The following is a 25,652-nucleotide window of genomic DNA, read 5'->3' on the forward strand; positions in this document are numbered from 1 at the left end:
CATCCACAGACCGCCGTCTCCGAGGGTTCATCGGGGCCGACAGAGCATCCCCACCTTCTAGGTTCGGGGCATGCCCGTCGGCCCTTTCTCGTTCCTCCAGCGTGAGCGCGCGCATCCGCACCACTCGCGCTCCTCTGCGGGTGCCTCGCTGCAGCCCACCTTCCCCGACCGGTTCGTCGAACTCCTCCGCCCCGGCTGGTTGCGCATCGTCCGGGCCCGCCGGATCGCGGCCGGACTCCTCGCCGTCCTCGCGGTGATCCTCGCGCTGCGCGGCGACCCCGACACCGATCGTGTGGGTGTCGTCGTCGCGGCTCACGATCTCGCGCCCGGGCACACCCTCACGGCCGACGATGTCGCGCACGTGGAGCGCGATCGGTCCACTGTGGTCGCCGGGACCCTGCACGACGTCGACGACGCCGTGGGCCACACTCTCGCCGGCCCTGTGCCGGCCGGTGAACCCCTCGTGGACACCCGCCTTCTCGGTCCTCGTCTCGCCGCAGTCGCCACCGGCTCCACCGAGGCCCGCGTAGTGCCCATCCGCCTCGCCGATGCCGGGGTGAGCGAACTGCTCCGTGAGGGCGACCGCGTCGATGTCCTGACGGTGACGGAGACCGAAGAGGGACCCCTGCCCGGCGCCCACGTCCTCGCCCGGGGTGCGGTGGTGGTGCTGGCCGAATCCGACAGGCCGGCGCGGGATCGGAACGAGCGGGTCGTGCTGGTCGCGCTGGAGCCCGAACCTGCCACGGCGGTCGCAGCGGCGTCACTCGTCAGCGCTCTGACCGTCACACTGCACTGAGCATCCGCTCGTTTCCCCAGCGCAATCGCCACCCGTAACCGACCTCGCGGTTTATCGTGTGAACGTCCGTGTGACCTACCTCATGTGAGCGGCTCCGGCGGACAGGCCGCGAGAAGGAGCACACCATGCTGAAGGGCTTCAAGGACTTCATACTCAGGGGCAACGTCCTCGATCTCGCCGTCGCGGTCGTGGTCGGTGCGGCATTCACCGCTATCGTCACAGCGTTCACCGCGAACATCATCGAGCCGCTCATCAGCGCGGTGGGCGGCGACAACGAGATGGGCTGGGGCTTCGAGATCGTGAGCGGCAACCCGGAGACCTTCGTGAACATCGGCGCGGTGATCTCCGCGATCATCAACTTCATCATCATCGCCGCGGTCGTGTATTTCGTGCTCATCGTCCCCGCCAACGCGGCGAAGAAGAAGTTCGTCACCGAACCGGAGGACAAGCAGGCCAGCGCCGAGGACCTGCTCATCCAGATCCGCGACATCCTCGAGGCACAGGCCGGCCAGGCTACTCAGGGCGCTCACGCCAAACCCAACCCGGGCATCGAGTAGGTGGTCGACGACGAAAAAGACCGGGCCCGCTCGAGATTCGAGCGAGCCCGGTCTTGTCGTGCTGTGTTCGGCCTGAGCCGGACGTCTACTTAGACGGTCCAGGGAGCGCCGTAGGTGGTGACGTTGTCGCCGTTGGCCGTGATGGCGCGGACGAACGGACGGACCTGGACGGCGCCGAGGACGCCGGAGGCCGTGCCGTGGACGTTGGAGAACTGAACGGTCTTGAAATCACCGTCGAACTCGCCCTCGGCGACGACGAGCTCCTCGATGCCCGGAGCCGGGGTCAGCTCGAGCTCGGCGTAGGCCTGCGGGAGGATGTCGGTAACGGTTGCGCCGACAGAGTCGCTGATGTCGAGCTCCAGCTGCGGGGTGGAGTAGGTGACGCCGATGGCACCGTCGATGCTGCCTGCCCAGGCGAACTGGTAACCGAACTGGAAGGTGGTGCCCTCGGCGTCGGCTGCGCCCTCACCGAGGAGGTTGGCGGTGCCGCGGCCGTTGTGGAAGAACTCGCGGTTGAACGGGCTGCCACCGAGGGCCGGAACACCCTGGATGAAGGTGTCTTCCTGGGTCACGACGACCTCGAGGCCGTCGGAGACGATGCGGTTCTGGTCGTTGACCTCGGCCGAAGCGGCGCCCGAGGCACCGAGCACCAGACCGAGGACGGCGGCACCGGCGACGGTGGCGTTACGAGCGGCCTTGAAGCCACGCGACTTGATTCCCATGATTACTCCGTTTGTGGTGGTGGGGATTTCTTGCGGGATGGCGCGGAGCAGGACTAGAGGGTCCAGACCTGGCCGTAGGTGGTGACGTTGTCGCCGTTCTCGGTGATCACACGGACGAACGGACGGAGGGAGACCGGGCCGATGACGCCTGTAGCGGCACCGTGGACGTTGGCGATCTGAACTTCCTTGAAGTCACCGTCGAACTCACCTTCAGCGACTACAACCTCTTCGATACCAGGAGCCGGGGTCAGCTCGATCGCGACCGTAGCCTGCGGCAGCAGCCCGGACGTTTCGAGGGCGTCCTCGGCGTACGGCTCAGGGCTGGTCTTCCCATTCGGGATGAACAGCGGGTCACCCTCTTCGGTGCCGTCCGTCGTCGCGGGGACGCGGTCCTCTTCTTCGACAACGTTGCCGTCGTAGTCGATGTAGTCACCGTCGTCGTTGGTATTCCACACCTGGTCGTAGAGAGGCACGTTCTTGACACCTCGCACTGCACCCAGCTCAATCTGCGGACTGGTCCAGTTGAAGCCGAGCGCGCCGTCCACCGAAGCGGTCCACGCGACCTGGTAGCCGAACTGGAAGGTCGAGTCTTCGAAGTCTGCGGCCTCGGGGCCGACGATGTTGGCGATGCCGCGGCCGTTGTGGAACCACTCACGGCTCAGCGGGCTGCCGCCGATCGGGGGCACACCGTTGATGAAGGTGTCCTCCTGCGTGACGATGACCTCGTGGCCGTTGGAGACGATCCGGTTCTGGTCGTTGACCTCGGCACCTGCGGCGCCGGCCGATCCGAGAACCAGACCGGCCACAGCAGCTGCTGCCACCGTGGCGTTGCGGGTGGCCCGGAAGCCACGTCGCGTCTGAATCTTCATGAATGCCTCATCCGTTCTCTGCGTGCCGGGTTGCGCACCGCGTCCGACAACAAGTGGTCGCCCTGTCGCCCGCGGGCCGCTGTCCACAGCGAACACACCGGCGGATCACCCGTCGGTGTGTCGGTACGTCCATCGTCCGCACGGTTTTGCTTTACCGATTCGTGACCGAGCCCAGGCCGTGAAGCCTGGGCTCGACCGGTTTGAACCTGAGAGGGAGATTAGACCGTGACCATTCCTGGAGCAACGCCTAGCTTTCGTAACGCTCCGGTATAGGCGCGGTGCAGGCCACACGCCCAGCGATTCACCGAAGCGGGCAAATCGGACACTTTTCGGGGTGGAATATGTAACCCGGGATTACACGTACATGACCCGCCCACCGCCACATCGGCGCAGGTAGAAGCCACATATTTAGTGCACCCGGAGTGCAGGACGAAATGCCTTCTGTGACTGGAAACACAGATCCAAAAGATCGCGCGGACCAGATGGAGATGAACGGACCGTTGCGGCGACGTTTCGTTGCGGTCGACAACGGGTTGGAATCCGGTTGAGCGCAACTCGACATCAGTGATACAGATCACCCACCGGAATGATGCGGAGGCACCTGCCTGCGCAGCCATTCATCCGAGTCGCCACCGCCGGAGTCGTTCTCGCCGCGTTCGTCGCGTGTCGTCTCGGGAAGTACATCCCCGAAGATGCGCGCCAGCCGTGCCCGGTCGATCCGGGCACGGCTCTGCTGCTGCTCGCCGGTCACCTCGTCGTGCGAGGGATCACGGTCGTCGGACACGGCGTCGTCACTCCTCCATCCAGGACAACTCTTCGATGACGTGTGCGGCGAGAGGCAACAACGTCGCCATCCCGTCGCGGATGGCGGGACGCGACGACGCGAGGTTCACCACGAGCGTCGATCCGGAGACTCCCACGAGACCGCGGGAGAGGCCGGCGTCGACGGCGCCCGACGCCAGGCCCGACGAACGCAGCGCCTCGGCGATGCCGCGGATCTCATGATCGAGTACGTCCTCGGTCGCGTCGGGAGTCACATCGCGCGGGGTGACACCGGTGCCACCGACGGAGATCACCAGGTCGACGCCGCCGATCACTGCGGTATTGAGTGCATTTCGGATCTCGACCTCGTCGGCAGCGACCGTGACGACACCGTCGACGGCGAAGCCACCTTCGACGAGAAGCTCCGTGACGAGCGGACCCGCGGAGTCCGGACTGTCGCCGTGGGAGACGCGATCGTCGACGACGACGACGAGTGCGCGGCCTTTTCTGGGAGCTTCGAGTTCCATGAGGTCCACGGTAGTTTGCGGCTCGAAAGCATGCGGCTCTTGTACCGGAATGTGAGCTATGTCCATGTCGTTCCTCATCGTCCGGCCGAATCCGACGCAGTCACCACGTCGACTGTGGTCTCGTTGCCGTCGGGCGTCTTGTAGGTGATCTTCACGGTGTCCCCCGGCGCGCGGGAGCGGATCGCGGCGATGAGCGAGTCGCCGTCGGTCACGACCCGATCGTCGATCCGGACGATGATCGCGTTGTCGGGGATTCCGGCTCGGTCGGCCGGCCCGTCGGGCACGACCTCCACGACGCGCGCACCGTAGGCGTCGTCCCGGGACGGAACCTGGACACCGATGATCGCGTGCGTCGCCTTACCCGTGTCGACGAGTTCCTGCGCGACACGCCGGGCCTGTTCGACGGGGATCGCGAAACCGAGGCCGATCGAACCCGACTGTCCGCCGGCCGTTGCGATCGCGGTGTTGATGCCGACGAGGCGGCCTTCCATGTCGACCAGCGCACCGCCGGAGTTGCCGGGGTTGATCGCCGCGTCGGTCTGGATCGCGTCGATGACCGACGCCTGATTGGCGTTGTCCCCGCTCGTGGACACGGGCCGGTTGAGTGCGGACACGATGCCCGCCGTCACGGTGCTCTGCAGTCCGAGCGGTGATCCGACGGCCACGACCTCCTGGCCTACCGCGAGATTCTCCGAACTACCGAGTTCGATGGGAGTGAGATCGGTGCGCCCTTCGGTCCGGATGACAGCGATGTCCGACACCGCATCCGCACCGACGACCGTCGCCGGCGCGGTGGACCCGTCCGAGAAGAAGACCGTCAGTTGCGCCCCCTGACCTCCACCCGCCACGACGTGGTTGTTGGTGAGGATCAATCCGTCCGACGACAGGACCACGCCCGACCCTTCACCCGCGCCGGTGCGTCCTGCGACCTCGATCCGCACGACGCTCGGCACGACCTTGTCGGCGACGGCCTGCACGCTGCCCTCGGGGGCAGCGGCGACCGACTGGGTATCGGGCTTCGGAGCGTCGAGGGAGTTGACGACCGGTCCGGACGAATCGCGCACCGACCACGCGCCGACCGCGCCACCGATGCCGCCGCTCACCAGCGCGAGCGCGATGGCCCCCACGGCGAGGGCGGAGCGACCCGGCATCCGGCCGGATCCTGCGGTCGGTGGCGGAGGTGCCGACTGCTGGGGTGTCTGCGGGTAGGGGCCGGTGTATCCGCCGGGGCCGTACGGATGGGGTTGCGGTTGCGGTGCTCCCGCGCCGCGGGTGGGGTCCTCACTCATTCGTCACTTCACCTTCGTCCGCCGGGGCCACCGGACGCATACGGGTCGACGTCGGCGTGCGGTGGCCGATGATGCGGGGTGCGTCGAGCACCTCCGCGCTTCTTCGTCCAGCATGGACCGGGCAGCTGAGAGTCGCATCAGAAGTACCCGCGATTCTGCTGTCGAATTCATTCGATCTCGGTGGGGTGTGTCTCTCCGTCGAGGGCCGGTGTGCCGGGCAGCACGATGCGGATCAGCGCGCCGCCCCGATTCGACCGTTCGACGGCGATCGTCCCGCCGTGCTTCGTGACCATCTGTCGCACGATGGCCAGTCCCAGACCGGATCCCGGCATCGACCGCGCGGTCGTCGCCCGGTAGAACCGTTCGAACACCAGTTCGCGTTCCTCCTCCGGGATCCCCGGGCCGGCGTCGTCGACGGTCAGCTCCATCAGACCGCTGGCGATCTGCCGCATGTTCACGACGACGTCTTCCCCCGCCGGGCTCCACTTGGCCGCGTTGTCGAGGACGTTGACCACGGCGCGGGTGAGTCCGGCCTGGTCGCCGAAGACGAACCACTGCTCGGTGGTGGCCCGGAACTCGATGTCGGTACGCCGTCGACGCGCACGTTCGAGGCTGCGGTCCACCACCTCGGCGACGTCGACGACCTCGAAGACCGTCTCCGGCGCATCCTCACGAGCGAGGTCGACGAGATCGCCGACGAGCGTCGACAACTCCTCGATCTGGCCGATGACGTCGGCCCGCAGCTCGGCCATGTCCTCGTCGGGCAGGCTCGGTGCACCGGGACGGCTCGCGGCGATGAGCAGTTCCATGTTGGTGCGCAGCGAGGTCAGGGGTGTCTTCAGTTCGTGGCCGGCGTCGGCGACCAGCCGGCTCTGTCGTTCTCGCGACTCGGCGAGCGCACGCAGCATCATGTTGAAGCTCTCGGTGAGGCGGGCGAGCTCGTCGTGGCCGGTCACCCGGATGGGCCGCAGGTCGTCGGTGCGCGCGACCCGCTCGGCGGCGGCGGTGAGCCGGGCGACGGGACGCAGACCGGTGCGGCCGACGGTCGCGCCGACGGCGGCGGCGAGCACCACCCCGCACCCGCCGACGATGAACAGCACACTCGCCAGGCGGTTGAGGATCTCGACGGTGGGACGCAGTCGCTGCGCGATCACGACCGTGCTGCCGTCGGGCATGCGCTGGGCCAGTACGCGCTGCTGGGCGACGGTGCGCAGCGACGACTCCCGGTCGCCCTCGGCCACCGCCAGTTCGGGTTCGCCGATGGGCACCGACGAGCCCGGCGGCACGTACCTGCCGAGATCCGGGTAGATCAGGGCAACGCTGATGTCGGAGCTGTAGAGCTGGGCCCCACCGATGTAGCGCGGGTCGTAGGTGATGAGGGTGCTCGACTCGACGAGCGCGGCGGCCCGCGCCCGCAACTGGGTGTCGACCTCCGAGTACAACGCCCGCGAGACCACGGCGTAGGCCGCGATGGAGGTGACGGCGACGGCGAGCGCCACTGCGCCGGCCGCGAGAAGCGTGACGCGGATGCGCAGCGGCACCGAGCGGGTCAGGAGAAGAGGTGGTCGCATCAGGTCGCTCACGGCGGGGTCTCGCGCAGCACGTACCCGACGCCGCGCACCGTGTGGATCAGGCGCGGTTCCCCACCGGCCTCGGTCTTGCGTCGCAGATACCCCACGTAGACCTCGAGGGCGTTGCCGGAGGTCGGGAAGTCGTAACCCCACACCTCCTCGAGGATGCGGCTGCGCGTGAGGACCCTCCTCGGGTTTGCCATGAGCATCTCCATCAGGGAGAACTCGGTGCGGGTGAGGCTGATCGGCCGGTCGCCGCGAGTGACCTCGCGGGTCGCAGGGTCGAGGCTGAGGTCGGCGAACCGCAGCACCTCGTCGGCGGACGAGTCCGGGTCGGGCGCGGCACGACGCAGCAGCGCCCGCAGTCGCGCGAGCAGTTCCTCGAGCGCGAACGGTTTCGGCAGGTAGTCGTCGGCCCCCGCGTCGAGACCCGCGACCCGCTCCGAGACGGAGTCGCGCGCCGTGAGGACGAGGATCGGCAGGTCGTCGCCGGTGCTGCGGAGCCGGCGGCACACTTCGAGGCCGTCGACGCGCGGCATCATGACGTCGAGCACCATCGCATCCGGACGCGACGTCGCGACCTGTTCGAGGGCGTCCTGCCCGTCCGTCGCGAGGTCGACCGTGTATCCGTTGAAGCTCAGTGACCGGCGCAGCGACTCCCGCACTGCACGGTCGTCGTCGACCACCAGAATGCGCATGATCACCATTGTGGCCTGCGCCTACTGAGAGCGCGCTGAGAACCCGCGGTGGCCGGCGGGCTCTACGACTCAGTCGGTCCGCGGGTCGACCTCACCCCTGTGCACGGCCTCGACGAGCCTGCGGGGCACCTTCACGGTCGTTCCGTCGACCGTGATCGGCACGAGATCGGGGACCTTCGCCGTCCACTGCGACCGGCGGTGACGGGTGTTGGAGCGGGACTTCCTGCGTTTGGGGACTGCCATGTCGTTCTCCTTCGATGTCGGGACGTGCGGGATCAGGGTCGGCGCCGGCCGTACTTGCGTTCGAACTTCTCGACGCGACCGGCGGTGTCGAGCAGGCGGGCGGCGCCCGTCCAGAACGGATGCGAGTCGCTTGTGACGTCGACGACGATCAGCGGGTAGGTAAGGCCGTCCGACCAGACGGTCGTGCGTTCGGATGTCGCGGTGGAGCGGGTCAGGAAGGTGGCGCCGGTGTTGGCGTCCTGGAAGACCACGGGGTGGTAGTCGGGATGCAGGCCTGATTTCATCGGTGTCCTTCTCTCTCGTTGTCGCGGCGGTCTGCCGGGAGGTCGTCACAAGGGTCTTCGTGGAATCGGCCGAAGGGGTCGCGCCAGGTCGGCCACAGATCGGGGCGGGCGAACTCGTCGTCTGTCACGACCGCCGCGCGCAGCGTGCGGTCGATGAGTTCCGAGTCGGCGTCGTGGACGAGGACGACGATGCTCGTGTCCCGGTCGCCGTAGCGTTCGTCCCAGCGCAGCGACGCCATCGCGCGGCGTTCCGCCGGGATCTCGCGCTGCTGATCGGGAGTCATCGACGCGAGCCATGGCCCCGCGTGAGCGACCCGCAGTCCTCCACCGGCTGATTCGACGAGCAGCGCATTGTCGGGTTGGGTGGCGACCCACAGTCGCCCGCGGGCGCGCACGACGCCGTCGAGCAGCACGTCGATCGCGTGGTGGAGACGTTCCGGATGGAACGGCCGGTCGGCGGAGAACTCGACGAGGCGGATTCCGCAGTCGTCGTCGAGAGGCGGTTGACCTCGTAGGAGAGGCGAGTGCGCCCCGTCGATCGCCCCCCGACGGGCGGTGGCGGGTATCTCCCGGAGGAGCCGCTCGACGTCCGGTTCCCCCGCCCACGCGATCGGCGCGTCCGGGGCGAGTCGGGTGAGTACCGCGTGCAGGCGCGCCTGCTGCCAGCCGTCCGCTCCGGGGAGCACCACCAGCGCATCGGCGAACTCGACCTGGCCGACGACGACCTGCGCCAGGGTGCGGTCGTCGTCGACACGCTCGTTCAGTTCGTCGTCGCCCGTCGCGTCCTCGAGCCAGGTTGCGGCGTCGAGGCAGGTCACGACGCCGTCCACCCGGACATCGAGGGACGCGGGTCCGTCGACACGACCGACGATCCCGCTCACCACGACATGTTCGACTGCCCAGCACAATGCCTCGGGTTCGAGTTGCGGGTCGAGGTGCAGCACGATCCGGTCGACGCTGCTGTAGTCGCGCATGCGGCGCAGAAGCGGCAGCAGATCCTCGCGCAGTGTGCAGGAGACGCACCCGTGCGCGAGTTCGAGGATCTCGGTGCGTTCATCCTCGACGGTGAGCACGGAGCGGCGGAGTACGCCCTGGTCGAGACCGGACAGGTCATGGTGGACGACCGCGGTGCCCGGACGCAGTAGTGACCGCGCGGCCTGCGCAGTCCGTCCGCGCCATCCGCAGACGATGACGAGCGGCGTCCTGATGTCCACAGCATTCCTTTCGATAACGATTGTCATTAACGATGTCGAAGCGTACAGTTGGCGGCGCACTTTGTCGAAAATGATTGTCGTTACCTACGAAAGGAGCCGACGTGTCGGCCACGTGCCAACTCACCGGACGGCGACCCGGTTTCGGGAGATCCGTATCGCACTCCCATGTCCGCACCAGCCGGCGGTGGAACCCGAACATCCAGCGCAGAACCTATTTCGTACCCTCGCTCGGACGCCGGGTCGCGCTGAACCTGTCCACCAAGGGCATCAAGATCGTCGACCGCGACGGCATCGAGAGCGTTGTCGCACGTCTGCGTGCCCGCGGGGAGAAGTTCTGATGGCAGCACGCAGCGAGATCCGGCCCGTCGTCAAGCTTCGCTCGACCGCCGGGACCGGCTACACCTACGTCACCCGGAAGAACCGCCGGAACGATCCCGACCGTCTCGTCCTGCGCAAGTACGACCCCGTGCTGCGCAGACACGTCGACTTCCGCGAGGAGAAGTAGTAGTCGTGGCGAAGAAATCGAAGATCGCACGCAACGAGCAACGGAAGGCGATCGTGGCCCGGTACGCCGAGCGCCGCGCGGAACTGAAGGAGGTCGTGCGCCGACCGTCGTCCTCGCCCGAAGAGCGCAGCGAAGCCCAGCGGGCACTGCAGCGTCTACCCCGCGACGCCAGTCCGGTACGATTGCGCAATCGAGACGCTGCGGACGGCCGCCCGCGCGGCCACCTGCGAAAGTTCGGGCTCTCACGAGTGCGTGTGCGTGAACTCGCCCACCGCGGGGAACTACCCGGCGTCCACAAGTCGAGCTGGTGAGGAGCGAGATATGGCAGTCAAGCGAGGACCGTCGAAGAAGTCGCGTGCCGTAGAGGGACGCAAGCCCAAGAAGAACCCCCTCTTCGCGGCGAAGATCGAGTACGTCGACTACAAGGACGTCAATCTGCTCCGCACCTTCATCTCCGACCGCGGCAAGATCCGCAGCCGTCGCGTCACGGGCCTGACCCCGCAGCAGCAGCGTCAGGTGGCCGTCGCGGTGAAGAACGCCCGTGAGATGGCCTTGCTCCCCTACGTCAGCAGCAAGTAGGTCGTAGCTTCCGACGCCGCCTCTCCCCATCGGGAGGGGCGGCGTCGTCGTATGTGCACCCGAGACCGGTGTTGTTTTCGAAGATCGGCCGAGAATCACAAACAACACCGGTCTCGACGCTCGCTGCGGTCCGATGGCGGGACGACACTCCGGGGTCCTTAGACTAGGCAACCGTGTCGGGTGTGATCGCGGGGTTCAGTGTCATCTTCGTGATCATCGCCATCGGCTTCACGCTGGGGCGCCTGGGCACCCTCGGGCACGAGGCGCAGACGGTGCTCAGCCGGCTCGTCTTCTTCGTCGCCACCCCCGCGCTGCTGTTCGACGTGCTCGCGACGTCCGACCTGTCGGTGATCTTCTCGCCCAATCTCTACATCGCAGCGGCCACGGCGTTCGCCGTCGCGATCGTGCACTTCGTCGTCGCGAAGCTCTGGCTGCGACGTGCGGTTCCCGAGGCGACCATCGGCGCGCTGTGCGCCGGCTACGTCAACTCCGCGAACCTCGGCATCCCCATTGCGGTCTTCGTGCTCGGCGACGCGTCGTTCGTCGCGCCCCTGTTGTTGTTCCAGATCGTCGTGCTCTCCCCCATCGCGCTGACGATGCTCGACCTGTCGACGATGCGCGCCGGGGTCTCGCTCCTCGACACCCTGCTCGCGCCGTTCAAGAACCCCATCGTCCTGGCCGCCGCGGCCGGACTCGCCATCGCGATCAGCGAGTGGACGCCTCCCGAGGCGTTGCTGCAGCCGTTCCATCTGCTCGGCGGCGCGTCGGTGCCCGGTGCGCTGCTCGCGTTCGGATTGTCGCTGCAGGGCGTCCGGGTGCTTGAGAAGGGGACGAGCCCGCGCCGCGACATCGCGCTCGCCTCGGTGCTCAAGATCCTCGCCCAGCCGGTGCTCGCGTATCTGATGGGGCGTTTCGTGTTCGGCCTCGACGGCCATGCGCTGTTCGCCGTCGTGGTGGTCGCCGCGCTTCCCACCGCGCAGAACGTGTTCGTCTACGCGAGCGCTTACGGTCGCGGCACGGTGCTCGCCCGCGACGCCGCCCTCGTCACCACCCTCGCCTCCATCCCTGCGATCGGCGTGACCGCCGCCCTGCTGGCGTGATGAACACGCGACACGGGAATACCGTGGGAACCATGCGTTCCGTCGTCCGTGCTTGCCGGGGAATCACCGTCCTCGCGATGTGCCTGCTCATCGCGGCCTGCGGATCGAGTTCGGGTACACCGGACGTCCCCGCGCTGCCCGAGGAACCGGTTCCGGCAGGGGCGACGGCGTTCTCGGCGCGACCCGACATCGTCGATGCGCATCCGCTGACGATCCTGTCGTGGTCGCGGGTGAGCGACGACCGGATCGCCCTGCACTTCGAGACGGGCACCCCCGAGTGCTTCGGCGTCGACGCGACCGTCACCGAAACGGACGACACGGTGACGGTGACGCTCCTCGGCGGCACGCTGCCGGAGATGCAGGACCGCATGTGCATCATGGTCGCCGTCGTCGGCGCCCTCGAGGTCTCCTTGCAGTCGCCACTCGGCGACCGGGTCGTGACCGCCGGCGCCTGACATATGCCGCATCCTCCGCGTCACTGGCTGCTGTATCTGTGCTTGTCCACGGCCCTGCTGCACGCGGCATTCCAGTCGATCCGTGTCCTGGTCTCCTACCGGATTCTCGCGCTGGGCGGTGACGCGACGACCATCGGTGCCGTCACCGCGCTCTACGCCATCGTTCCGCTGATCGCGGCGGTGCGGATGGGACGTGTCGTGGACCGCGGGCACACGACCGCCATTCTGCGTTCGGGCATCGTCGTCACCACGGTCGGTGCCGGGTTGATCGCTCTCAGTTCGGGATTGTTCGTGCTCGCCGCCGGCAACGTCGTGCTCGGTCTCGGACAGTTGCTCGTCACGGTGTCGGGGCAGGCATTCGTGTCGATCCTGTCGCCGCCGGGGCAACTGGATCGCGGGTTCGCCGGTCTCACGCTGGGTGTGTCGGTCGGTCAGGCCGTCGGTGTGCCCGTCGCCGGCGTGATCGCCGCGACCACCGGCGACGGCAACGGCTCCGTCGAGACCACTGGAGCGTTGCTGGTCATGACGGTGTTTTCGCTGCTCTCCCTGCCGCTGGTGCTGGGGCTCCGCGAGCCGCCCGGCTCCGGTCGCACCGCGGAGGACGGCGCGCCGCAGTCGATCCTGTCGATGCTCGCGACGAAGGGCATGAAGCCCGCAATGCTGTCGAGCCTGGTGGTCCTCGCCTCGGTCGACCTGGTCGTGGCCTACCTGCCGTTGCTCGGTGAGCAGTTCGGGTTCGGTGTGCTCCTGGTGTCGATCCTGCTCACCGCCCGCACCATGGCGTCGATCGTCTCGCGTGCTCTGCTGCCGTGGGCGTTGCGCCGGATTCCGCGCAGGTGGCTGCTCGTCTCCGCGACCGCCGGGACCATCGTGCCGGTCGCGCTGCTGCCGCTCGTGCCGAATCCCTGGGTCATCGGCGCGTTGCTCGCCGTGTGCGGAATGTTCTGGGGCGTCGGCCAACCCCTGACGATGACGTGGGTGGTCGAACTCGTCGCACCGGCCGACCGCGCGTCGGCGCTGGCGGTGCGATTGACCGGCAACCGTCTCGGGCAGGTCGCGGTGCCCATGGTGGCAGGCGCGATCGCCGGGGTCGCCGGTGTCGCGTCGATCTTCTGGGTGACCGCCGCCCTGCTGTCCGCCGCCGCGACGACCACGTGGCGGTCGGTGCGCCACTGAGTTCCCGGGGCGCCTCGCGCCGAGTTCCTACGACCGCCGACGGGCCCGCACGTAGTCGGCGACGACCGCCGCCCCGAGACCGTCGACATCGGGCGCGACCACTCGTCCCCCGACGCGACGCGCCAGCACGTCGACGACCCGCGCGAGCCCCGGATCGCTGCCGAGCCGGAAGATCGTGACCTGGGCGCCGAGCCGCGCGATGTGGTCGAGTTCGCGCACCGTCAGCCCCAGAGTGCGTGCGCTCGGCGGGTAGTCGAAGGCCGCGAAGCCGTCCGGTTCGAGGTGAGCGGTGGGTTCACCATCGGTGACGACGAAGACCACCGGCTGCGCGTTGGGATGTCGACGCAGGTGACGACCCGCGAGCATCAGGGCGTGGTGCAGATTGGTGCCCTGCTCGTAGACGCCGTCGAGCCCGGCGAGTTCGGGCGCCGACACCACACGGGCGTGCCGGCCGAACGCGATGAGCTGCAGCGCATCCCCGCGGAAGCGCGTGGACACGAGATGGTTGAGCGCGAGGGCCGTGCGTTTCATCGGCACCCAGCGACCGTCCATGACCATCGAGAACGACGTGTCGACGAGCAGCGCGACCGCCGCCTGCGTCCGCTGCTCGGTCTCGATCACCTCGACGTCCTGCACCGACATCCGCACCGGCAGACCGGGACTGCGCAGGGTCGCGTTGGTGAGGGTCCGTACGACGTCCCACGGTTCGGTGTCGCCGAACTCCCATGCCTTCGACGCGCCGGTCGGTTCGCCGAGCACACCCGCCCGCCGCGACTCGCGTTGCCCGGTGCGCGACGAGATGCGGTTGACGACGTCGCGCAGCGCCGCTTCGCCGAGCCGGCGCATGGCCTTGGGCGACAGTCGCCACTGCCCGTCGGCACCGCGGTCGAAGAAGCCCTGCCGCTGCAGTTCTTTCTCGAGTTCGGCGAGGGTGCGTGCATCGGCCGCGGCCTCGGGTCCGAGATGACGGGCGAGCGCGTCGAGGTCGATGTCGTCGAGGGACGCCCCGGCGTACTGCTGCGACAACTGCTCGGCGAGCTGGTCGAGTTCGGACAACTCCTGCAGCGCCGAGGTGGCCTCGCCGAGACCCATGCCCTGTTCGCCGCGCACCTGCTCGGAGCCGGTCCAGTCCTCGCCGGGACGCGCGGCCCGCAGGTGGCCGTCGAGACGGTCGAGCTGGCTCATCAGATCCGGGGATCCGAACGCCTGCTGTGCGAGAGCGTCGAGTTCGTCGCGCTGCTCGGGGGTGAGGGAGTTGCGCAGCCGCTGCGCCGCCGCGGCCCGCTGCGCGAGGGAGTCGAGCAGTTCCTCGACGTTCTGCGGGTTCTCCGGGAAGAACTCGCCGTGCTGGGCCATGAACTGCTCGAAGTCCTCCTCGGTGTCCTCACCGCGGGAGTGCTTGTCGAGCAGGTCGTTGAGGTCCTCGAGCATCTCCGAGATGCGTTGCCGGTCCTCGTCGGTGGCCCCCTCGAGCGCCTGCTTCATCCCGGAGAAGCGCTGGTCGAGCATCTCCCGGCCGAGCAGGTCGCGGATCTTCTCGTAATCCTGTCGGGCCTGCGCGCTGCGCCAGTCGTAGTCGGCGAGTTCCTGCACGGCCTGCGCCGTCGACGGCGGCAGTTCCTCGATCCACATCTCGGCGAACCGCGCGTCGTCGTCGAGGGCCCTGGCCAGTTCTTTGCGTTCCTCGAGCACGGCGCGATCGAGAAGCTCGCGCACCTCCTGGAGGGTGCCGTCGAGGTTGGTGCGGTCGAGCAGCTGCCGTCGACGCCGATTCGCCTGCGCGGCAAGCTTGTCGAGGCCACGCATACCGTCGTGACCGCGGCGCAGCAACTCCCGCAGGGCGCGCTTGGGTGAGGCGCCGGCCATGACGTCGTCGCCGATCGCGGCGAGCGCGTCGCGCAGGTCCACCGGTGGGGCGAGCGGATCGCCCCCGGTATACGGACCATAGCGGGCGGACCTGCTCATCGGGAGTACACCGCCGAGCCGTCGTCGCCGGTGTCCTTGGCGATGCGCCGTGCCAGATACAGACCTTCGAGGGCGAGTTCCACTGCCGCAGCCCGACTTCCGGTGTCGGTGGCACCGAGCCGTTCGGCGACGGCATCGAGCACAGGCAGTTCGGGGAGTTCGTCGAGCAGCACCTTCGCGGTGATCCGCTCACCGGTGACCACCGGCTCGCCCTGCTCGACGGCGGAGACGAGCGGCCCGAGATCGACGCCCGCGAGTCGCGAGCGGGCCGTTTCGGCCGTCGCGCGCCGGAGGAGATGATCGAGGATCTCGAATTCCCTTCCGTCCTCGCCGGATTCGAACTCGACCTTGCCTCGGAGCACCTCCACGACGGTTCCGAGATCGACGGGACGCGCGACCGGATCGTCCTCGCCGAGGACCGCACCGCGATGCAGGGCCGCGGCCGAGACGGTCTCGGCGCCGGCGACGGCGAACCGTGCAGAGACACCCGAACGCTGGTCGACGGACGTCGATTCGCGCAGCAGCCGGGTGAACCGTGCCAGGATCTCGAGCAGATAGTCGGGGACGCGGGCCTGCAGATGCGCCTCCTGCTCGATGACGGCGATCTCGTCCTCGAGTCGCGTCGGGTAGTGCGTGCGGATCTCCGCTCCGAAGCGGTCCTTGAGCGGAGTGATGATGCGGCCGCGATTCGTGTAGTCCTCGGGGTTCGCACTCGCCACGAGCAACACGTCGAGGGGCAGGCGCAACGTGTAACCGCGCACCTGGATGTCGCGTTCCTCCATGACGTTGAGCAGCGACACCTGGATGCGTTCGGCCAGGTCGGGCAGTTCGTTGACGGCGACGATGCCGCGGTGCGCGCGGGGCACGAGACCGAAGTGGATCGTCTCCGGATCACCGAGGCTGCGGCCCTCGGCGACCTTCACGGGGTCGACGTCGCCGACGAGGTCGGCGACCGAAGTGTCGGGCGTCGCGAGCTTCTCGGCGTACCGCTCGCTGCGGTGCCGCCACGCGACGGGCAGGTCGTCGCCGAGTTCGGCGGCCCGGCGGATCGACGCCGGGGTGATGGGCTCGTAGGGATGCTCGCCGAGCTCCGAACCGGCGATGACCGGGGTCCATTCGTCGAGCAGCAGCGGCAGGGTACGTAGCAGGCGGGTCTTGCCCTGACCGCGTTCGCCGAGCAGGACCACGTCGTGACCGGCGATGAGGGCGCGTTCGAGCTGCGGGACGACGGTGTCCTCGAAACCGAGGATGCCGGGCCACGGATCGGTACCGTCGCGCAGCGCAGCGAGCAGGTTGTGCCGGATCTCGTCCTTGACGGACCGTTGCACGTGGCCGGAGGCGCGGAGCTCGCCGACCGTGGAGGGGCGCGGTGTGGGTGACGTCACCTCACCCAAGGTACGACCGAACCGCCGTTTCGGCATCCGCGATCCCGCGACCGGTCCGCCTACACTCGCCGCATGGACACCTGGATCCTGGCGGCCCTGCTCGGGCTGGGGCTCGCGGCCGCCACCGGGCTGCGCACCTTCCTGCCGCTGCTGCTCCTGTCGGCCGCGGTCCACTTCGAACTCTTCGGGGTCGTCCTCAACGAATCGATGCAGTGGCTCGGGTCCACCTCGGCGCTCGTCGCCCTGACGATCGCCACCGCCGTGGAGGTCGTCGCCGACCTCGTGCCGCTCGTGGACAACGCACTGTCCGCCCTCGGCACGGTGACCCGGCCCGTCGCGGGTGCGCTTGCGGCGTGGGCGGCCTTCGCGAGTCTCGATCCCGCGATGGCGGCACTCGCGGGCATCGTCATCGGCGCCCCGACCGCCCTGGCGGTGAGCACGGCGCAGACGGGCACGCGGGTCGCGAGTACCGCGACCACCGCCGGTTTCGGCAACCCGGTGCTGTCGATCGTCGAGAGCGTCGCCTCGTTCGTCACGTCGCTGATCGCGCTGCTCGCTCCCCTGCTCGTCGTCCCGCTGCTGGCGCTGTTCGGATGGCTCGGCGTACGGGGCTACCGTCGGGTACGCCGGGCCCGTTCGTCACGCACGAAACCGACGCCACACCGCGGCGCCCTCGACACGGGCCGGTCCGGCGACTTCTGATAGACACATGACATGTCGGACACCGAGATCACCTTTTCCAGCGGCGACGTGACCCTGCACGGCAGCCTGCGGGTACCCGTCTCCATGAGGGGTCCGGTGCCCGCCGTGCTGCTGCTCGCCGGCAGCGGTCCCACCGACCGCAACGGCGACAGCGCACTGCTCCCCGGATCGATCGGCACCCTGCGGCATCTCGCCGACGTGCTCGAACGCAAGGGATTCGCGAGTCTGCGCTACGACAAGCTCGGCAGCGGTGTGACCGCGCTCGGCCCGTACAGCGTCGAGGACGTCGCCGATCTCGGTTTCTCGACATTCATCGACGGCGCCGCCGATGCGCTCGCCTTCCTCGGTTCGCAGCGCGGGGTCGACCCGGAGCGGCTCTACGTCGTCGGGCACAGCGAGGGCGCGCTGATCGCGCTGTCGCTCGCCCAGGACAACGACTCGATCGCCGGACTCGGCCTGCTCGAACCGCTCGCCGTGCGCCTGCTCGACCTGCTGACCGCCCAGATCGACGCACAGCTCGACGCCGTCGTCGCCGCGGGACAACTTCCCGTCCAGATCGCCGACGAACTGCGGGTCGCGCTCACCGGCGCGGTCGAGTCGCTCCGCGCCGACGGCACCCTCAGCGACACTCTCCCCGAGCCGCTGCGCAACGCCGGGCTCGTCCCCACCAACGCGAAGGCACTCGCCGAGGAGGACGCGCTCGATCCGCGGATGCTCGCCGCACAGGTCGCCGGCGACCTGCCGGTGCTCACCGCGGTCTCGTCCAAGGACATCCAGGTGCGGGTCGAGGACGTCGACGCGCTCGACGCGGCACTCGTCCACACCCGTCTGACGTCGCTGCGCATGACGCGCACCAACCACGTGCTCAAGGACATCGGCGACCAGCAGTCGACGGGCGCCGACTACGTCGCCGACCTGCCCTTCTCCGACGAGTTCACGTCCGGTTTCGAAGCGTGGCTCGACAAGCTGAGGGGCTGATCGGCCCACCCCCACGCACGGACGACGCGGAAATAACAAATGTCCATTCCGCGTTGTTCGTGTATGGTCATTCGTTAACCAACTGGTTCACATGAGAAAGGTACGGTCCGATGCGATACAAGCACATGTACGTAGCCGGTTGTTCCGTACCGTTTTCTCACTTCTTCTTCCACTTCGCGGCGGAGCGATCCCGAGAATAGAAGTCACACGACGACTCGTTCTCGGGCACTCGGGGCACATACGCCCCGGGTGCCCTTTCTCTATCCCCGACCGCGACCCGTACAAGATCACCTCGACAGGAGAAACACCATGAAACTGAGAATCGAATCCGGCGGCACCGTGTCGACCGAACTGCCCGACGACCTCACCGGTCACGCCATCACCATCGACCTGAGCCGGGTCGGCGGTACCGAGAGCGGCGCCGCCTCCGCGGATCTCATCCGCGAGCTGCTCGACCGCGGCGCTGCCAAGCTCGTCATCTCCGAGGGGCGCGGCAAGCGCACCGTCGAACCCACCGCGCACGACAACGGCACCCACGCGCACGCCGCCTGAGCGACGATGCGCGTGGGTGCCGCGCGTGTGTGTTCGTGACTAGTGCGCGAAGTGCCGCGCGCCGGTGAGGTACAGCGTCACGCCGGCCTCGCGAGCGGCCTCGATGACCTCGTTGTCGCGCACCGAGCCACCCGGCTGCACGATCGCCTTCACGCCGGCCTCGGTCAGCACCTGTAGACCGTCGGCGAACGGGAAGAAGGCATCCGACGCGGCCACCGACCCGGCGACACGATCACCCGCACGGGTGACGGCGAGTCGCGCCGAGTCGACGCGGTTGACCTGACCCATGCCGACACCGACGGTCGCGCCGCCCGAGGCCAGCAGGATCGCGTTGGACTTCACTGCACGGCATGCGCGCCAGGCGAATTCGAGATCGCGCAGCGTGGCCTCGTCGGCTGCCTCGCCGCACGCGAGCTGCCAGTTGGTGGTGGAGTCGCCGTCCGCGGTGAGCACGTCGCGCTCCTGCAGGAGCAGCCCGCCGGAGATCTGACGGATCTCGACCGGAGCCGACTTCGGCGAATCGGCGCGCAGGATGCGGATGTTCTTCTTGCGGGAGAGCACGTCGACAGCCCCGTCGGCGTACGACGGGGCGATGATCACCTCGGTGAAGATCTCGGCGACCTGCTCCGCCATCTCGACGCTCACCTCACGGTTGGCGGCGATGACGCCACCGAAGGCCGAGACCGGATCGCACTCGTGCGCGTTGCGGTGCGCGGTGGCGATGTCGTCGGCGATCGCGATGCCACACGGATTGGCGTGCTTGATGATCGCGACGCACGGCTCGCTGTGGTCGTGCGCGGCGCGCCAGGCGGCGTCGGCGTCCTGGTAGTTGTTGTAGGACATCTCCTTGCCGTGGAACTGCTCGGCCTGCGCGAGCCCCGGCTCACCGGCCTCGTTCACGTACAGGGCCGCGGCCTGGTGCGGGTTCTCGCCGTAGCGAAGGACATTCGCGCGGGTCCAGGTAGCGCCGGTCCACGCCGGGAACTGCGACTCGTCGCCCTCGGGCGCCGCGTAATCGCTGTTCATCCAGCTCGCCACCGCGACGTCGTAGGCGGCGGTGTGCTGGAACGCCTGCGCGGCAAGACGCTTTCGCTGCTCGAGGGTGAAACCGCCACCCTCGACGGCGGCGAGCACGTCACCGTAGGCGGCCGGGTCGACGACGACCGCGACCGACGGGTGGTTCTTCGCCGCGGCACGCACCATCGACGGGCCACCGATGTCGATCTGCTCGACGCACTCGTCGGGGCTCGCACCCGAGGCGACCGTCTGCGTGAACGGGTAGAGGTTCACGACGACGAGTTCGAACGCCTCGATGCCCAGATCGGCGATCTGATCGAGGTGGTCCTGCTTGCGGGTGTCGGCGAGGATGCCGGCGTGCACGCGCGGGTGCAGGGTCTTCACCCGGCCCTCGAGGCACTCGGGGAAGCCGGTCAGTTCCTCGACCTTCGTCACCGGCACGCCTGCGTCGGCGATGGTCTTGGCCGTGGAGCCGGTCGAGACCAGCTCGACACCTGCCGCGTGGAGCCCTGTCGCCAGCTCCACCAGCCCGCTCTTGTCGTACACGCTGACCAGCGCGCGGCGCACAGTCTTACGTTCGGTCACCGGGGATCACGGCCTTTCGTCCATCGGAAACAACTCCACGGGTGGCGACGGCGGCGACCATCTCGGCCAGCAGCCGCCGCTCCACAACCTTGATGCGCTCGTGCAGGGTGTCCTCGTCGTCGTCGTCGAGCACCTGCACGGCTTCCTGCGCGAGGATCGGTCCGGTGTCGACTCCCCCGTCGACGAGATGCACCGTCGAACCGGTGACCTTGACGCCGTAGGCCAGGGCGTCGGCGACGGCGTGCGCGCCGGGGAACGACGGCAGCAGCGCGGGATGAGTGTTGATGATGCGGCCGGCGAACCGTTCCAGGAACGCCGAACCCAGGATCTTCATGAAGCCTGCGGACACCACGAGGTCGGGTTCGTGGGCGGCGACCGCGTCGGTCAGCGCGCGGTCCCACGCGGTGCGGTCCTCGAAGTCGCGCAACGCGACGCGGAACGAGGGGATCCCCTCGTCGGCGGCGTGCCCTTCGGCGGGGCATTCGCGGTCGACACCGACAGCGACGACTGTCGCGGGATATCCGTCGGTCCGGGTGGCGTCGAGCAGCGAACGCAAGAGGCTGCCCGTGCCCGAAGCGAGGACGACGAGCCGCGCCGGCGCAGTGGGCGGCAGCTGGTCACGCGAGGCAGTCAGGGTCCACTCCTGTGAAGTCGAGGTGGGTCGGCCGATCGACCGGCCGTAGGAGAGCCTAGTCGGCACCCTTTTCGGCCTTGTTCGCGACCTCCTCGGCGGGCTCGTCGTCGTCCTCGGCGTCATCCTCGTCGACGACCTCGACCACCTCGGCGTCGATGACGTCGTCGGCGTCCGCATCCTCTTCGAGGCTCTCCGCGTCGTCCTCGGCAGCCTCGTCCTCGTCGACTGCGGCGGCTTCGTCCTCGTCGACTTCTGCCACCTCGCGCTCGGCGGCGGTGGTGTCCTCTGCCACAGGAGCTTCGAGTGCCGAGGTCTCGTTCTCGGCCGCCTCGAGTTCTCCGTCGGCTCCTGCATCAGCGGCGTCGTCGACCTCGTCCGCGTCCGTCGCATCCTCCGAGGTCTCCTCGTCCACCTCGGTGTCGGCGCGCAGTGCCACCGCGGCCAATCGTCCTTCGCGCCACACGAGCAGCTGCGCCGTGATGATGCCGAGCAGGCCCGACCAGGCGAAGACGAGGATGCCGGCGAGCCACCAGTTGGCGCCGACCGTGCCGAAGACGCCGAGCGGGCCGCCCGCAACCCAGGTCGCCAGCGCCGTGACGAGTCCGGCGCCCGCTGCGGCAGCGAGCACCGTCCATGAAGCGTCGGCGCTGCCCACCGGGGCACCGTCGGCCTTCGCCTGCAGGGTTCGCTGCGCGGCGAAACGTCCGAGCAGCGCACCGACCGTCGCCGGAACGGCCAGCAGCACCGGCCAGAACGCTGCGGCCGGACCCGAGGGGACCGCCGCGAGCACCGGCAGCGCCGGGAGGTCACCGCCCGTCGCCTCGAACAGGCTCAGGTGGATGTCGCCGACGTGCACGGTGCTGCCCGCCAGAACGGCCGCGGCACCGATGATGACGTTGGGCAGGTACAGGATCGACATCACCGTCAGCCCCAGCACGCCGGTCCAGTGATCCCCGCGCGCGAGCAGTTCACCGACGACGTTCCACGACCACAACAGTCCGGCGACGACCGCCACCCCACCGAGGGCGAACATCCCCAGCAGCACCCGCAGTGCCGGACGGAAGGCGAGCACGAGCCAATCGGGAGCCGAGTAGTAGCGCACCAGCGGCTTCCACACACGGGAGCCGATACCGATGAGAGCCGCGGCCAGGTAGATGGCGGTGACCCACGCGAGCGCGGCAGCTGCATTCGGAGGCGTCACCGGCAGCACGCTCGCCGCATCCTGCAGCACGATCAGCGACGCCGCGGTCACCAGTAGCGGGCCGGCGAGGACGGCGACGGTGATGCGCGAGACATCCTGACGGTCGAGGGCGTACCCACTGTTCTCGACAAGCGCGTCGGCCGCGGACGCACACCCGCGCGCCGCCTGCCACACCAGGACCGCGGTGGGCAGCAGCGGCAGCACACCGAGCGACGTGCCGTCGATCGTGAGCGTCACCTGGTGCAGTGCGAGCCACGTGCCGGCGATCGCAGCGTAGATGCCGGTGAGGTCGCTGTTGGCGACGACCATCGTCGTCACCACGATGGTGGCCACGACGGCGAGCGTCACCGCCGGAACGCGGGCCGCGGTGCCGAGCAGGATGCGAAACCGCTCCGGGTCCAGGCTGTCGTCGTCGGTTGGAACGTGCCGGGTGGACCGGCCGAGCGTCGAAGTCATCGGTTCGAGAGTGTCACCGACACGGCGATCGTGGTGTCAGGCGCGCCGATCACCGCTGGTCGTCCGGTGCGCGGAAGGCCTGCGTGGCGTCCTGGTCGCCGGTCGCAGTGGTCCCGGTCTCCTCGCGACGTTCCGTGCCCGTCGTGTCGTCATCGGACACTGTGCCGTCCGCCCGGGTGGCTGGGCCGTCCGCCCGGGTGTCGGTGTGGTCCGTCGAGTCCTGAGTGCCGTGCGGTTCCTGGACCGGGTACTGCTGGGTCGGCTGCGCACCCGTGTACTGCTGGCCGGCGCCGTACTGCTGGGCACCGGAATACTGTGCTCCCCCGCCGTACTGCTGAGCGCCCGGGAACTGCTGAGCGCCCGGGAACTGCTGGGAACCGGGGAACTGCTGGGCTCCGCTGTACTGCTGCCCGCCGTACTGCTGGGCGTCCGGATACTGCTGGGAACCGCCGTACTGCTGCGACCCCGAATACTGCTGCGCGCCGGAGTACTCCCCCGACGTCTGCTGTCCGGGATACGCCTGGTGTCCGGGATGCGGCGCACCGAACTGGGACGGCCCGACGGCTCCCTGCTGCGAGCCGTAGGGCTGGCCGTATCCCTGCGGACCGTAAATCTGCGGCGAACCGGAGCCCTGGGGCTGACCTGTTCCCGCACCGGTCCCGAATCCCTGGTACTGCCCGGCGCTCTGCGGCGACCCGAAGGAACTCCGCTCACCCGACCGGCCGGACACGAGGATGCCGAGGCCGAACAGCAATGCGACGAGCGCCAGCGCGAACTGCAGGAAACCGAGGACGAGGATCGTCACGCCGCCCCACGCGATCCCGGTGTCCTCGGGCAGATGGAAGAGCTGGAACAGGGATGTCACGAAACCGACGCCCGACGCCGCGACGGCCACCGCACGCAGGTCCTGGCCGGGGAGCAGCGACAGCGCCGCGCTCACACCGCCGAAGAGCAGGAAGGCCAGCGGCACGACGGCGAAGCCGAAATCGAAGGACGTGAGCGCCACCTGCGAGCCGAAGGTGATGTTCACGAAGGGCGTGAGGCCGAGGAGGAAGTTCACGGCACCGAGCACGGCCACCGCGAGTGGCAGCAACAACGGCACCACCTTGCTCTGGGCGGATGCGCCTGCGGGGAATGTCATCGATTCTCCTGCCGTCGATCGGTGTGTGTCGGTCACTCGTCCTGCAGTCAACAGCCTAGGGACTACCCGAGAGAATGGGGTCCATGCCGCACACTCTCGCCCCGGGCCCCGACGTCGTGGTCGAGACGGAGGTGAAGCACTCGCGTTTCCTCGCCGCGGTTCGTCGTGTCGACACGGCCGACGCCGCGCTCGCCTTCGTCGACGAACAACGCCGACTGTATCCCGATGCCCGACATCACTGCTGGGCGTTCGTGGTGGGTGACGACCCGTCGGCGCGTGCCGAGCGGTCGAGCGACGACGGGGAGCCGGGCGGCACGGCCGGCATCCCGATGCTGCAGGTCCTGCACCACCGGGATCTGGTGAACGTCGCGGTGGTGGTAACCCGATGGTTCGGAGGGATCAAGCTCGGCGCGGGCGGGCTGGTGCGCGCGTACTCGGGTGCGGTCGCGACGGCCTTGGACGAGGCGCCCCTCGTCGAGCGCAGGCAGCAGGAGAAGTTCACCCTCGCGATCGATCACGGCGAAGCGGGTCGCGTGGAGGCGGAACTGCGCGGCCGCGGGGTCGCAGTGCTCGACGCGGCCTATGCGGACCGGGTGGTCCTCACCGTCGCGGGGCGCGAGCGGAGCGAACTGGAGGGCTGGGTGGCGTCACTGACGTCCGGGGCGGGCGAACTCGAACCCGCGGGAGTCGACTGGATCGACTCCTGAAACGGCGCGTGCGCGCCTCCCGATGGCGGAACGCCACCGGAAGGCGCGCACGGAAGGCGACGCTGCTGTCAGAGCGACTGCAGGATCTCGCGAGCGAGCGCAGCGGTCTCGGACGGCGTCTTGCCGACCTTCACGCCAGCCGCCTCGAGAGCGTCCTTCTTGGCCTGAGCGGTGCCCGAGGAGCCCGAGACGATGGCGCCGGCGTGGCCCATGGTCTTGCCCTCGGGAGCGGTGAAGCCTGCGACGTAGCCGACGACGGGCTTGGTCACGTTGGCCTTGATGTAATCGGCCGCGCGCTCCTCGGCGTCGCCGCCGATCTCGCCGATCATGACGATGACCTTGGTCTCCGGGTCCTTCTCGAACGCCTCGATGGCATCGATGTGGGTGGTGCCGATGACCGGGTCGCCGCCGATGCCGATGGCGGTCGAGAAGCCGTACTCGCGCAGCTCGAACATCATCTGGTAGGTCAGGGTGCCCGACTTCGAGACGAGGCCGACCGGACCCTTGCCGGCGATGTTCGCCGGGGTGATGCCGACGAGCGCCTCACCCGGGGTGATGATGCCGGGGCAGTTGGGGCCGATGATGCGGGTCTTGTTGCCCTTCTGGACGTTGTACGCCCAAGCGTAGGCGGAGTCCTGCACCGGGATGCCCTCGGTGATGACCACGAGCAGCGGGATCTCCGCGTCGATGGCCTCGACGATGGCGTCCTTCGAGAAGGCCGGGGGAACGAACGCGATCGAGACATCGGCGCCGGTCTCCTTCATGGCCTCGGCGACGGAGCCGAAGACGGGGAGCTCGACCGGGTTGCCGTCCTTGTCGGTGTGCGAGACCGTCGTGCCGGCCTTGCGGGCGTTCACGCCGCCGACGACCTGGGTGCCGGCCTTGAGCATGAGCGCGGTGTGCTTGGTGCCCTCGCCGCCGGTGATGCCCTGGACGATGACCTTGGAATCCTTGGTAAGGAAGATTGCCATTGTTCTGTGTG

The 25,652-nt window shown here is 68.6% G+C and carries 30 protein-coding genes; 13 read left to right on the forward strand and 17 right to left on the reverse strand.

Features of this window, described 5'->3' with window-relative positions:
• Positions 1-70 precede the first annotated feature (70 nt).
• The gene (locus K3M35_RS05800; protein WP_220666134.1) at positions 71-796 is read left to right on the forward strand and encodes an SAF domain-containing protein; all 726 of its coding nucleotides are present in this window, start codon (positions 71-73) and stop codon (positions 794-796) included.
• 125 nt (positions 797-921) lie between these two features.
• Positions 922-1,353 carry a large-conductance mechanosensitive channel protein MscL gene (gene mscL / locus K3M35_RS05805; RefSeq protein WP_006553790.1) on the forward strand — a complete coding sequence of 144 codons (432 nt, stop codon included), beginning with the start codon at positions 922-924 and terminating at the stop codon, positions 1,351-1,353.
• 89 nt (positions 1,354-1,442) lie between these two features.
• Here mscL and K3M35_RS05810 read toward each other — a convergent pair whose 3' ends face one another.
• The 10 genes from K3M35_RS05810 to mrf form a co-directional block, all read right to left on the reverse strand.
• A complete protein-coding gene (locus tag K3M35_RS05810; RefSeq protein ID WP_024103188.1) occupies positions 1,443-2,075 on the reverse strand; it encodes an MspA family porin in 633 nt (210 codons plus the stop codon).
• A gap of 53 nt (positions 2,076-2,128) precedes the next feature.
• Positions 2,129-2,944 carry an MspA family porin gene (locus tag K3M35_RS05815; RefSeq protein WP_175427912.1) on the reverse strand — a complete coding sequence of 272 codons (816 nt, stop codon included), beginning with the start codon at positions 2,942-2,944 and terminating at the stop codon, positions 2,129-2,131.
• 574 nt (positions 2,945-3,518) lie between these two features.
• A complete protein-coding gene (locus K3M35_RS05820; RefSeq protein ID WP_006553787.1) occupies positions 3,519-3,728 on the reverse strand; it encodes a hypothetical protein in 210 nt (69 codons plus the stop codon).
• Positions 3,729-3,735: 7 nt separating this feature from the next.
• Positions 3,736-4,233 carry a molybdenum cofactor biosynthesis protein B gene (locus K3M35_RS05825; RefSeq protein WP_006553786.1) on the reverse strand — a complete coding sequence of 166 codons (498 nt, stop codon included), beginning with the start codon at positions 4,231-4,233 and terminating at the stop codon, positions 3,736-3,738.
• Positions 4,234-4,307: 74 nt separating this feature from the next.
• The gene (locus tag K3M35_RS05830; RefSeq protein WP_174556320.1) at positions 4,308-5,522 is read right to left on the reverse strand and encodes a S1C family serine protease; all 1,215 of its coding nucleotides are present in this window, start codon (positions 5,520-5,522) and stop codon (positions 4,308-4,310) included.
• A gap of 167 nt (positions 5,523-5,689) precedes the next feature.
• The gene (locus K3M35_RS05835) at positions 5,690-7,093 is read right to left on the reverse strand and encodes a HAMP domain-containing sensor histidine kinase (protein ID WP_050993447.1); all 1,404 of its coding nucleotides are present in this window, start codon (positions 7,091-7,093) and stop codon (positions 5,690-5,692) included.
• 8 nt (positions 7,094-7,101) lie between these two features.
• Positions 7,102-7,797 (reverse strand): response regulator transcription factor, encoded by a 696-nt coding sequence (locus K3M35_RS05840; RefSeq protein WP_170318560.1) that lies wholly within the window; start codon positions 7,795-7,797, stop codon positions 7,102-7,104.
• A gap of 63 nt (positions 7,798-7,860) precedes the next feature.
• On the reverse strand, positions 7,861-8,034 hold the full coding sequence (gene rpmF / locus K3M35_RS05845; RefSeq protein WP_006553782.1) for a 50S ribosomal protein L32: 174 nt from the start codon (positions 8,032-8,034) through the stop codon (positions 7,861-7,863).
• A 32-nt stretch (positions 8,035-8,066) separates the two neighbouring features.
• A complete protein-coding gene (locus K3M35_RS05850; RefSeq protein ID WP_006553781.1) occupies positions 8,067-8,318 on the reverse strand; it encodes a type B 50S ribosomal protein L31 in 252 nt (83 codons plus the stop codon).
• Positions 8,315-9,532: a ribosome hibernation factor-recruiting GTPase MRF gene (gene mrf / locus K3M35_RS05855; protein WP_033098236.1), complete on the reverse strand. Its 1,218-nt coding sequence runs from the start codon at positions 9,530-9,532 to the stop codon at positions 8,315-8,317. Before mrf ends, K3M35_RS05850 begins: the two co-directional genes overlap by 4 nt.
• 101 nt (positions 9,533-9,633) lie before the next feature.
• Here mrf and rpmB point away from each other — a divergent pair, with 101 nt between their 5' ends.
• The 7 genes from rpmB to K3M35_RS05890 all read left to right on the forward strand — a co-directional run bounded on the left by rpmB (position 9,634) and on the right by K3M35_RS05890 (position 13,347).
• Positions 9,634-9,870, forward strand: coding sequence for a 50S ribosomal protein L28 (gene rpmB, locus K3M35_RS05860; protein ID WP_006553779.1), 237 nt, complete (start codon positions 9,634-9,636; stop codon positions 9,868-9,870).
• A complete protein-coding gene (gene rpmG, locus K3M35_RS05865) occupies positions 9,870-10,037 on the forward strand; it encodes a 50S ribosomal protein L33 (protein WP_006553778.1) in 168 nt (55 codons plus the stop codon). The genes rpmB and rpmG overlap by 1 nt, the downstream gene beginning before the upstream one ends.
• Before the next feature lie 5 nt (positions 10,038-10,042).
• Positions 10,043-10,348, forward strand: a complete 306-nt coding sequence (gene rpsN, locus K3M35_RS05870; protein ID WP_006553777.1) for a 30S ribosomal protein S14 — start codon at positions 10,043-10,045, stop codon at positions 10,346-10,348.
• 10 nt (positions 10,349-10,358) lie between these two features.
• Positions 10,359-10,616, forward strand: coding sequence for a 30S ribosomal protein S18 (rpsR, locus tag K3M35_RS05875; RefSeq protein WP_006553776.1), 258 nt, complete (start codon positions 10,359-10,361; stop codon positions 10,614-10,616).
• A gap of 173 nt (positions 10,617-10,789) precedes the next feature.
• Entirely contained in the window at positions 10,790-11,716 is a 927-nt protein-coding gene (locus K3M35_RS05880) for an AEC family transporter (RefSeq protein ID WP_024103179.1), read from the forward strand.
• Positions 11,717-11,748: 32 nt separating this feature from the next.
• On the forward strand, positions 11,749-12,171 hold the full coding sequence (locus K3M35_RS05885) for a hypothetical protein (protein ID WP_019288797.1): 423 nt from the start codon (positions 11,749-11,751) through the stop codon (positions 12,169-12,171).
• A gap of 3 nt (positions 12,172-12,174) precedes the next feature.
• Positions 12,175-13,347: an MFS transporter gene (locus tag K3M35_RS05890; protein ID WP_006553773.1), complete on the forward strand. Its 1,173-nt coding sequence runs from the start codon at positions 12,175-12,177 to the stop codon at positions 13,345-13,347.
• 27 nt (positions 13,348-13,374) lie between these two features.
• Here K3M35_RS05890 and K3M35_RS05895 read toward each other — a convergent pair whose 3' ends face one another.
• Together K3M35_RS05895 and K3M35_RS05900 are read right to left on the reverse strand one after the other, a co-directional pair.
• The gene (locus K3M35_RS05895) at positions 13,375-15,312 is read right to left on the reverse strand and encodes a VWA domain-containing protein (RefSeq protein ID WP_220666135.1); all 1,938 of its coding nucleotides are present in this window, start codon (positions 15,310-15,312) and stop codon (positions 13,375-13,377) included.
• On the reverse strand, positions 15,309-16,697 hold the full coding sequence (locus K3M35_RS05900) for an ATP-binding protein (RefSeq protein ID WP_220666136.1): 1,389 nt from the start codon (positions 16,695-16,697) through the stop codon (positions 15,309-15,311). Before K3M35_RS05900 ends, K3M35_RS05895 begins: the two co-directional genes overlap by 4 nt.
• A gap of 72 nt (positions 16,698-16,769) precedes the next feature.
• Between K3M35_RS05900 and K3M35_RS05905 the strand changes: the two genes are divergently transcribed.
• From K3M35_RS05905 to K3M35_RS05915, 3 genes are all read left to right on the forward strand, one after another.
• A complete protein-coding gene (locus tag K3M35_RS05905; RefSeq protein WP_006553770.1) occupies positions 16,770-17,399 on the forward strand; it encodes a DUF4126 domain-containing protein in 630 nt (209 codons plus the stop codon).
• A 12-nt stretch (positions 17,400-17,411) separates the two neighbouring features.
• Complete coding sequence (locus tag K3M35_RS05910) at positions 17,412-18,377, forward strand: alpha/beta hydrolase (RefSeq protein WP_024103174.1); 966 nt, start codon at positions 17,412-17,414, stop codon at positions 18,375-18,377.
• Positions 18,378-18,686: 309 nt separating this feature from the next.
• Positions 18,687-18,929, forward strand: a complete 243-nt coding sequence (locus tag K3M35_RS05915; protein ID WP_006553768.1) for a hypothetical protein — start codon at positions 18,687-18,689, stop codon at positions 18,927-18,929.
• 39 nt (positions 18,930-18,968) lie between these two features.
• On the opposite strand, the gene purH is transcribed toward K3M35_RS05915, so the two are convergent.
• The 4 genes from purH to K3M35_RS05935 are packed head-to-tail and all read right to left on the reverse strand — an operon-like array spanning position 18,969 to position 23,963.
• Entirely contained in the window at positions 18,969-20,531 is a 1,563-nt protein-coding gene (purH, locus tag K3M35_RS05920; protein ID WP_006553767.1) for a bifunctional phosphoribosylaminoimidazolecarboxamide formyltransferase/IMP cyclohydrolase, read from the reverse strand.
• Positions 20,518-21,165, reverse strand: coding sequence for a phosphoribosylglycinamide formyltransferase (purN, locus tag K3M35_RS05925; RefSeq protein WP_024103172.1), 648 nt, complete (start codon positions 21,163-21,165; stop codon positions 20,518-20,520). The genes purH and purN overlap by 14 nt, the downstream gene beginning before the upstream one ends.
• A 55-nt stretch (positions 21,166-21,220) precedes the next feature.
• On the reverse strand, positions 21,221-22,822 hold the full coding sequence (locus tag K3M35_RS05930) for a DUF6350 family protein (RefSeq protein ID WP_217580092.1): 1,602 nt from the start codon (positions 22,820-22,822) through the stop codon (positions 21,221-21,223).
• Positions 22,823-22,871: 49 nt separating this feature from the next.
• A complete protein-coding gene (locus K3M35_RS05935; RefSeq protein WP_217580093.1) occupies positions 22,872-23,963 on the reverse strand; it encodes a DUF5336 domain-containing protein in 1,092 nt (363 codons plus the stop codon).
• A gap of 83 nt (positions 23,964-24,046) precedes the next feature.
• On the opposite strand from K3M35_RS05935, the gene K3M35_RS05940 reads away from it, so the two are divergent.
• Positions 24,047-24,670: a YigZ family protein gene (locus K3M35_RS05940; RefSeq protein ID WP_006553763.1), complete on the forward strand. Its 624-nt coding sequence runs from the start codon at positions 24,047-24,049 to the stop codon at positions 24,668-24,670.
• A 68-nt stretch (positions 24,671-24,738) separates the two neighbouring features.
• Here K3M35_RS05940 and sucD read toward each other — a convergent pair whose 3' ends face one another.
• The gene (gene sucD / locus K3M35_RS05945; protein WP_006553762.1) at positions 24,739-25,641 is read right to left on the reverse strand and encodes a succinate--CoA ligase subunit alpha; all 903 of its coding nucleotides are present in this window, start codon (positions 25,639-25,641) and stop codon (positions 24,739-24,741) included.
• Between the last annotated feature and the right edge of the window lie 11 nt (positions 25,642-25,652).

Source organism: Rhodococcus sp. DMU2021, assembly GCF_019641445.1.
In the GTDB taxonomy this organism is placed as follows: domain Bacteria; phylum Actinomycetota; class Actinomycetes; order Mycobacteriales; family Mycobacteriaceae; genus Rhodococcus; species Rhodococcus pyridinivorans.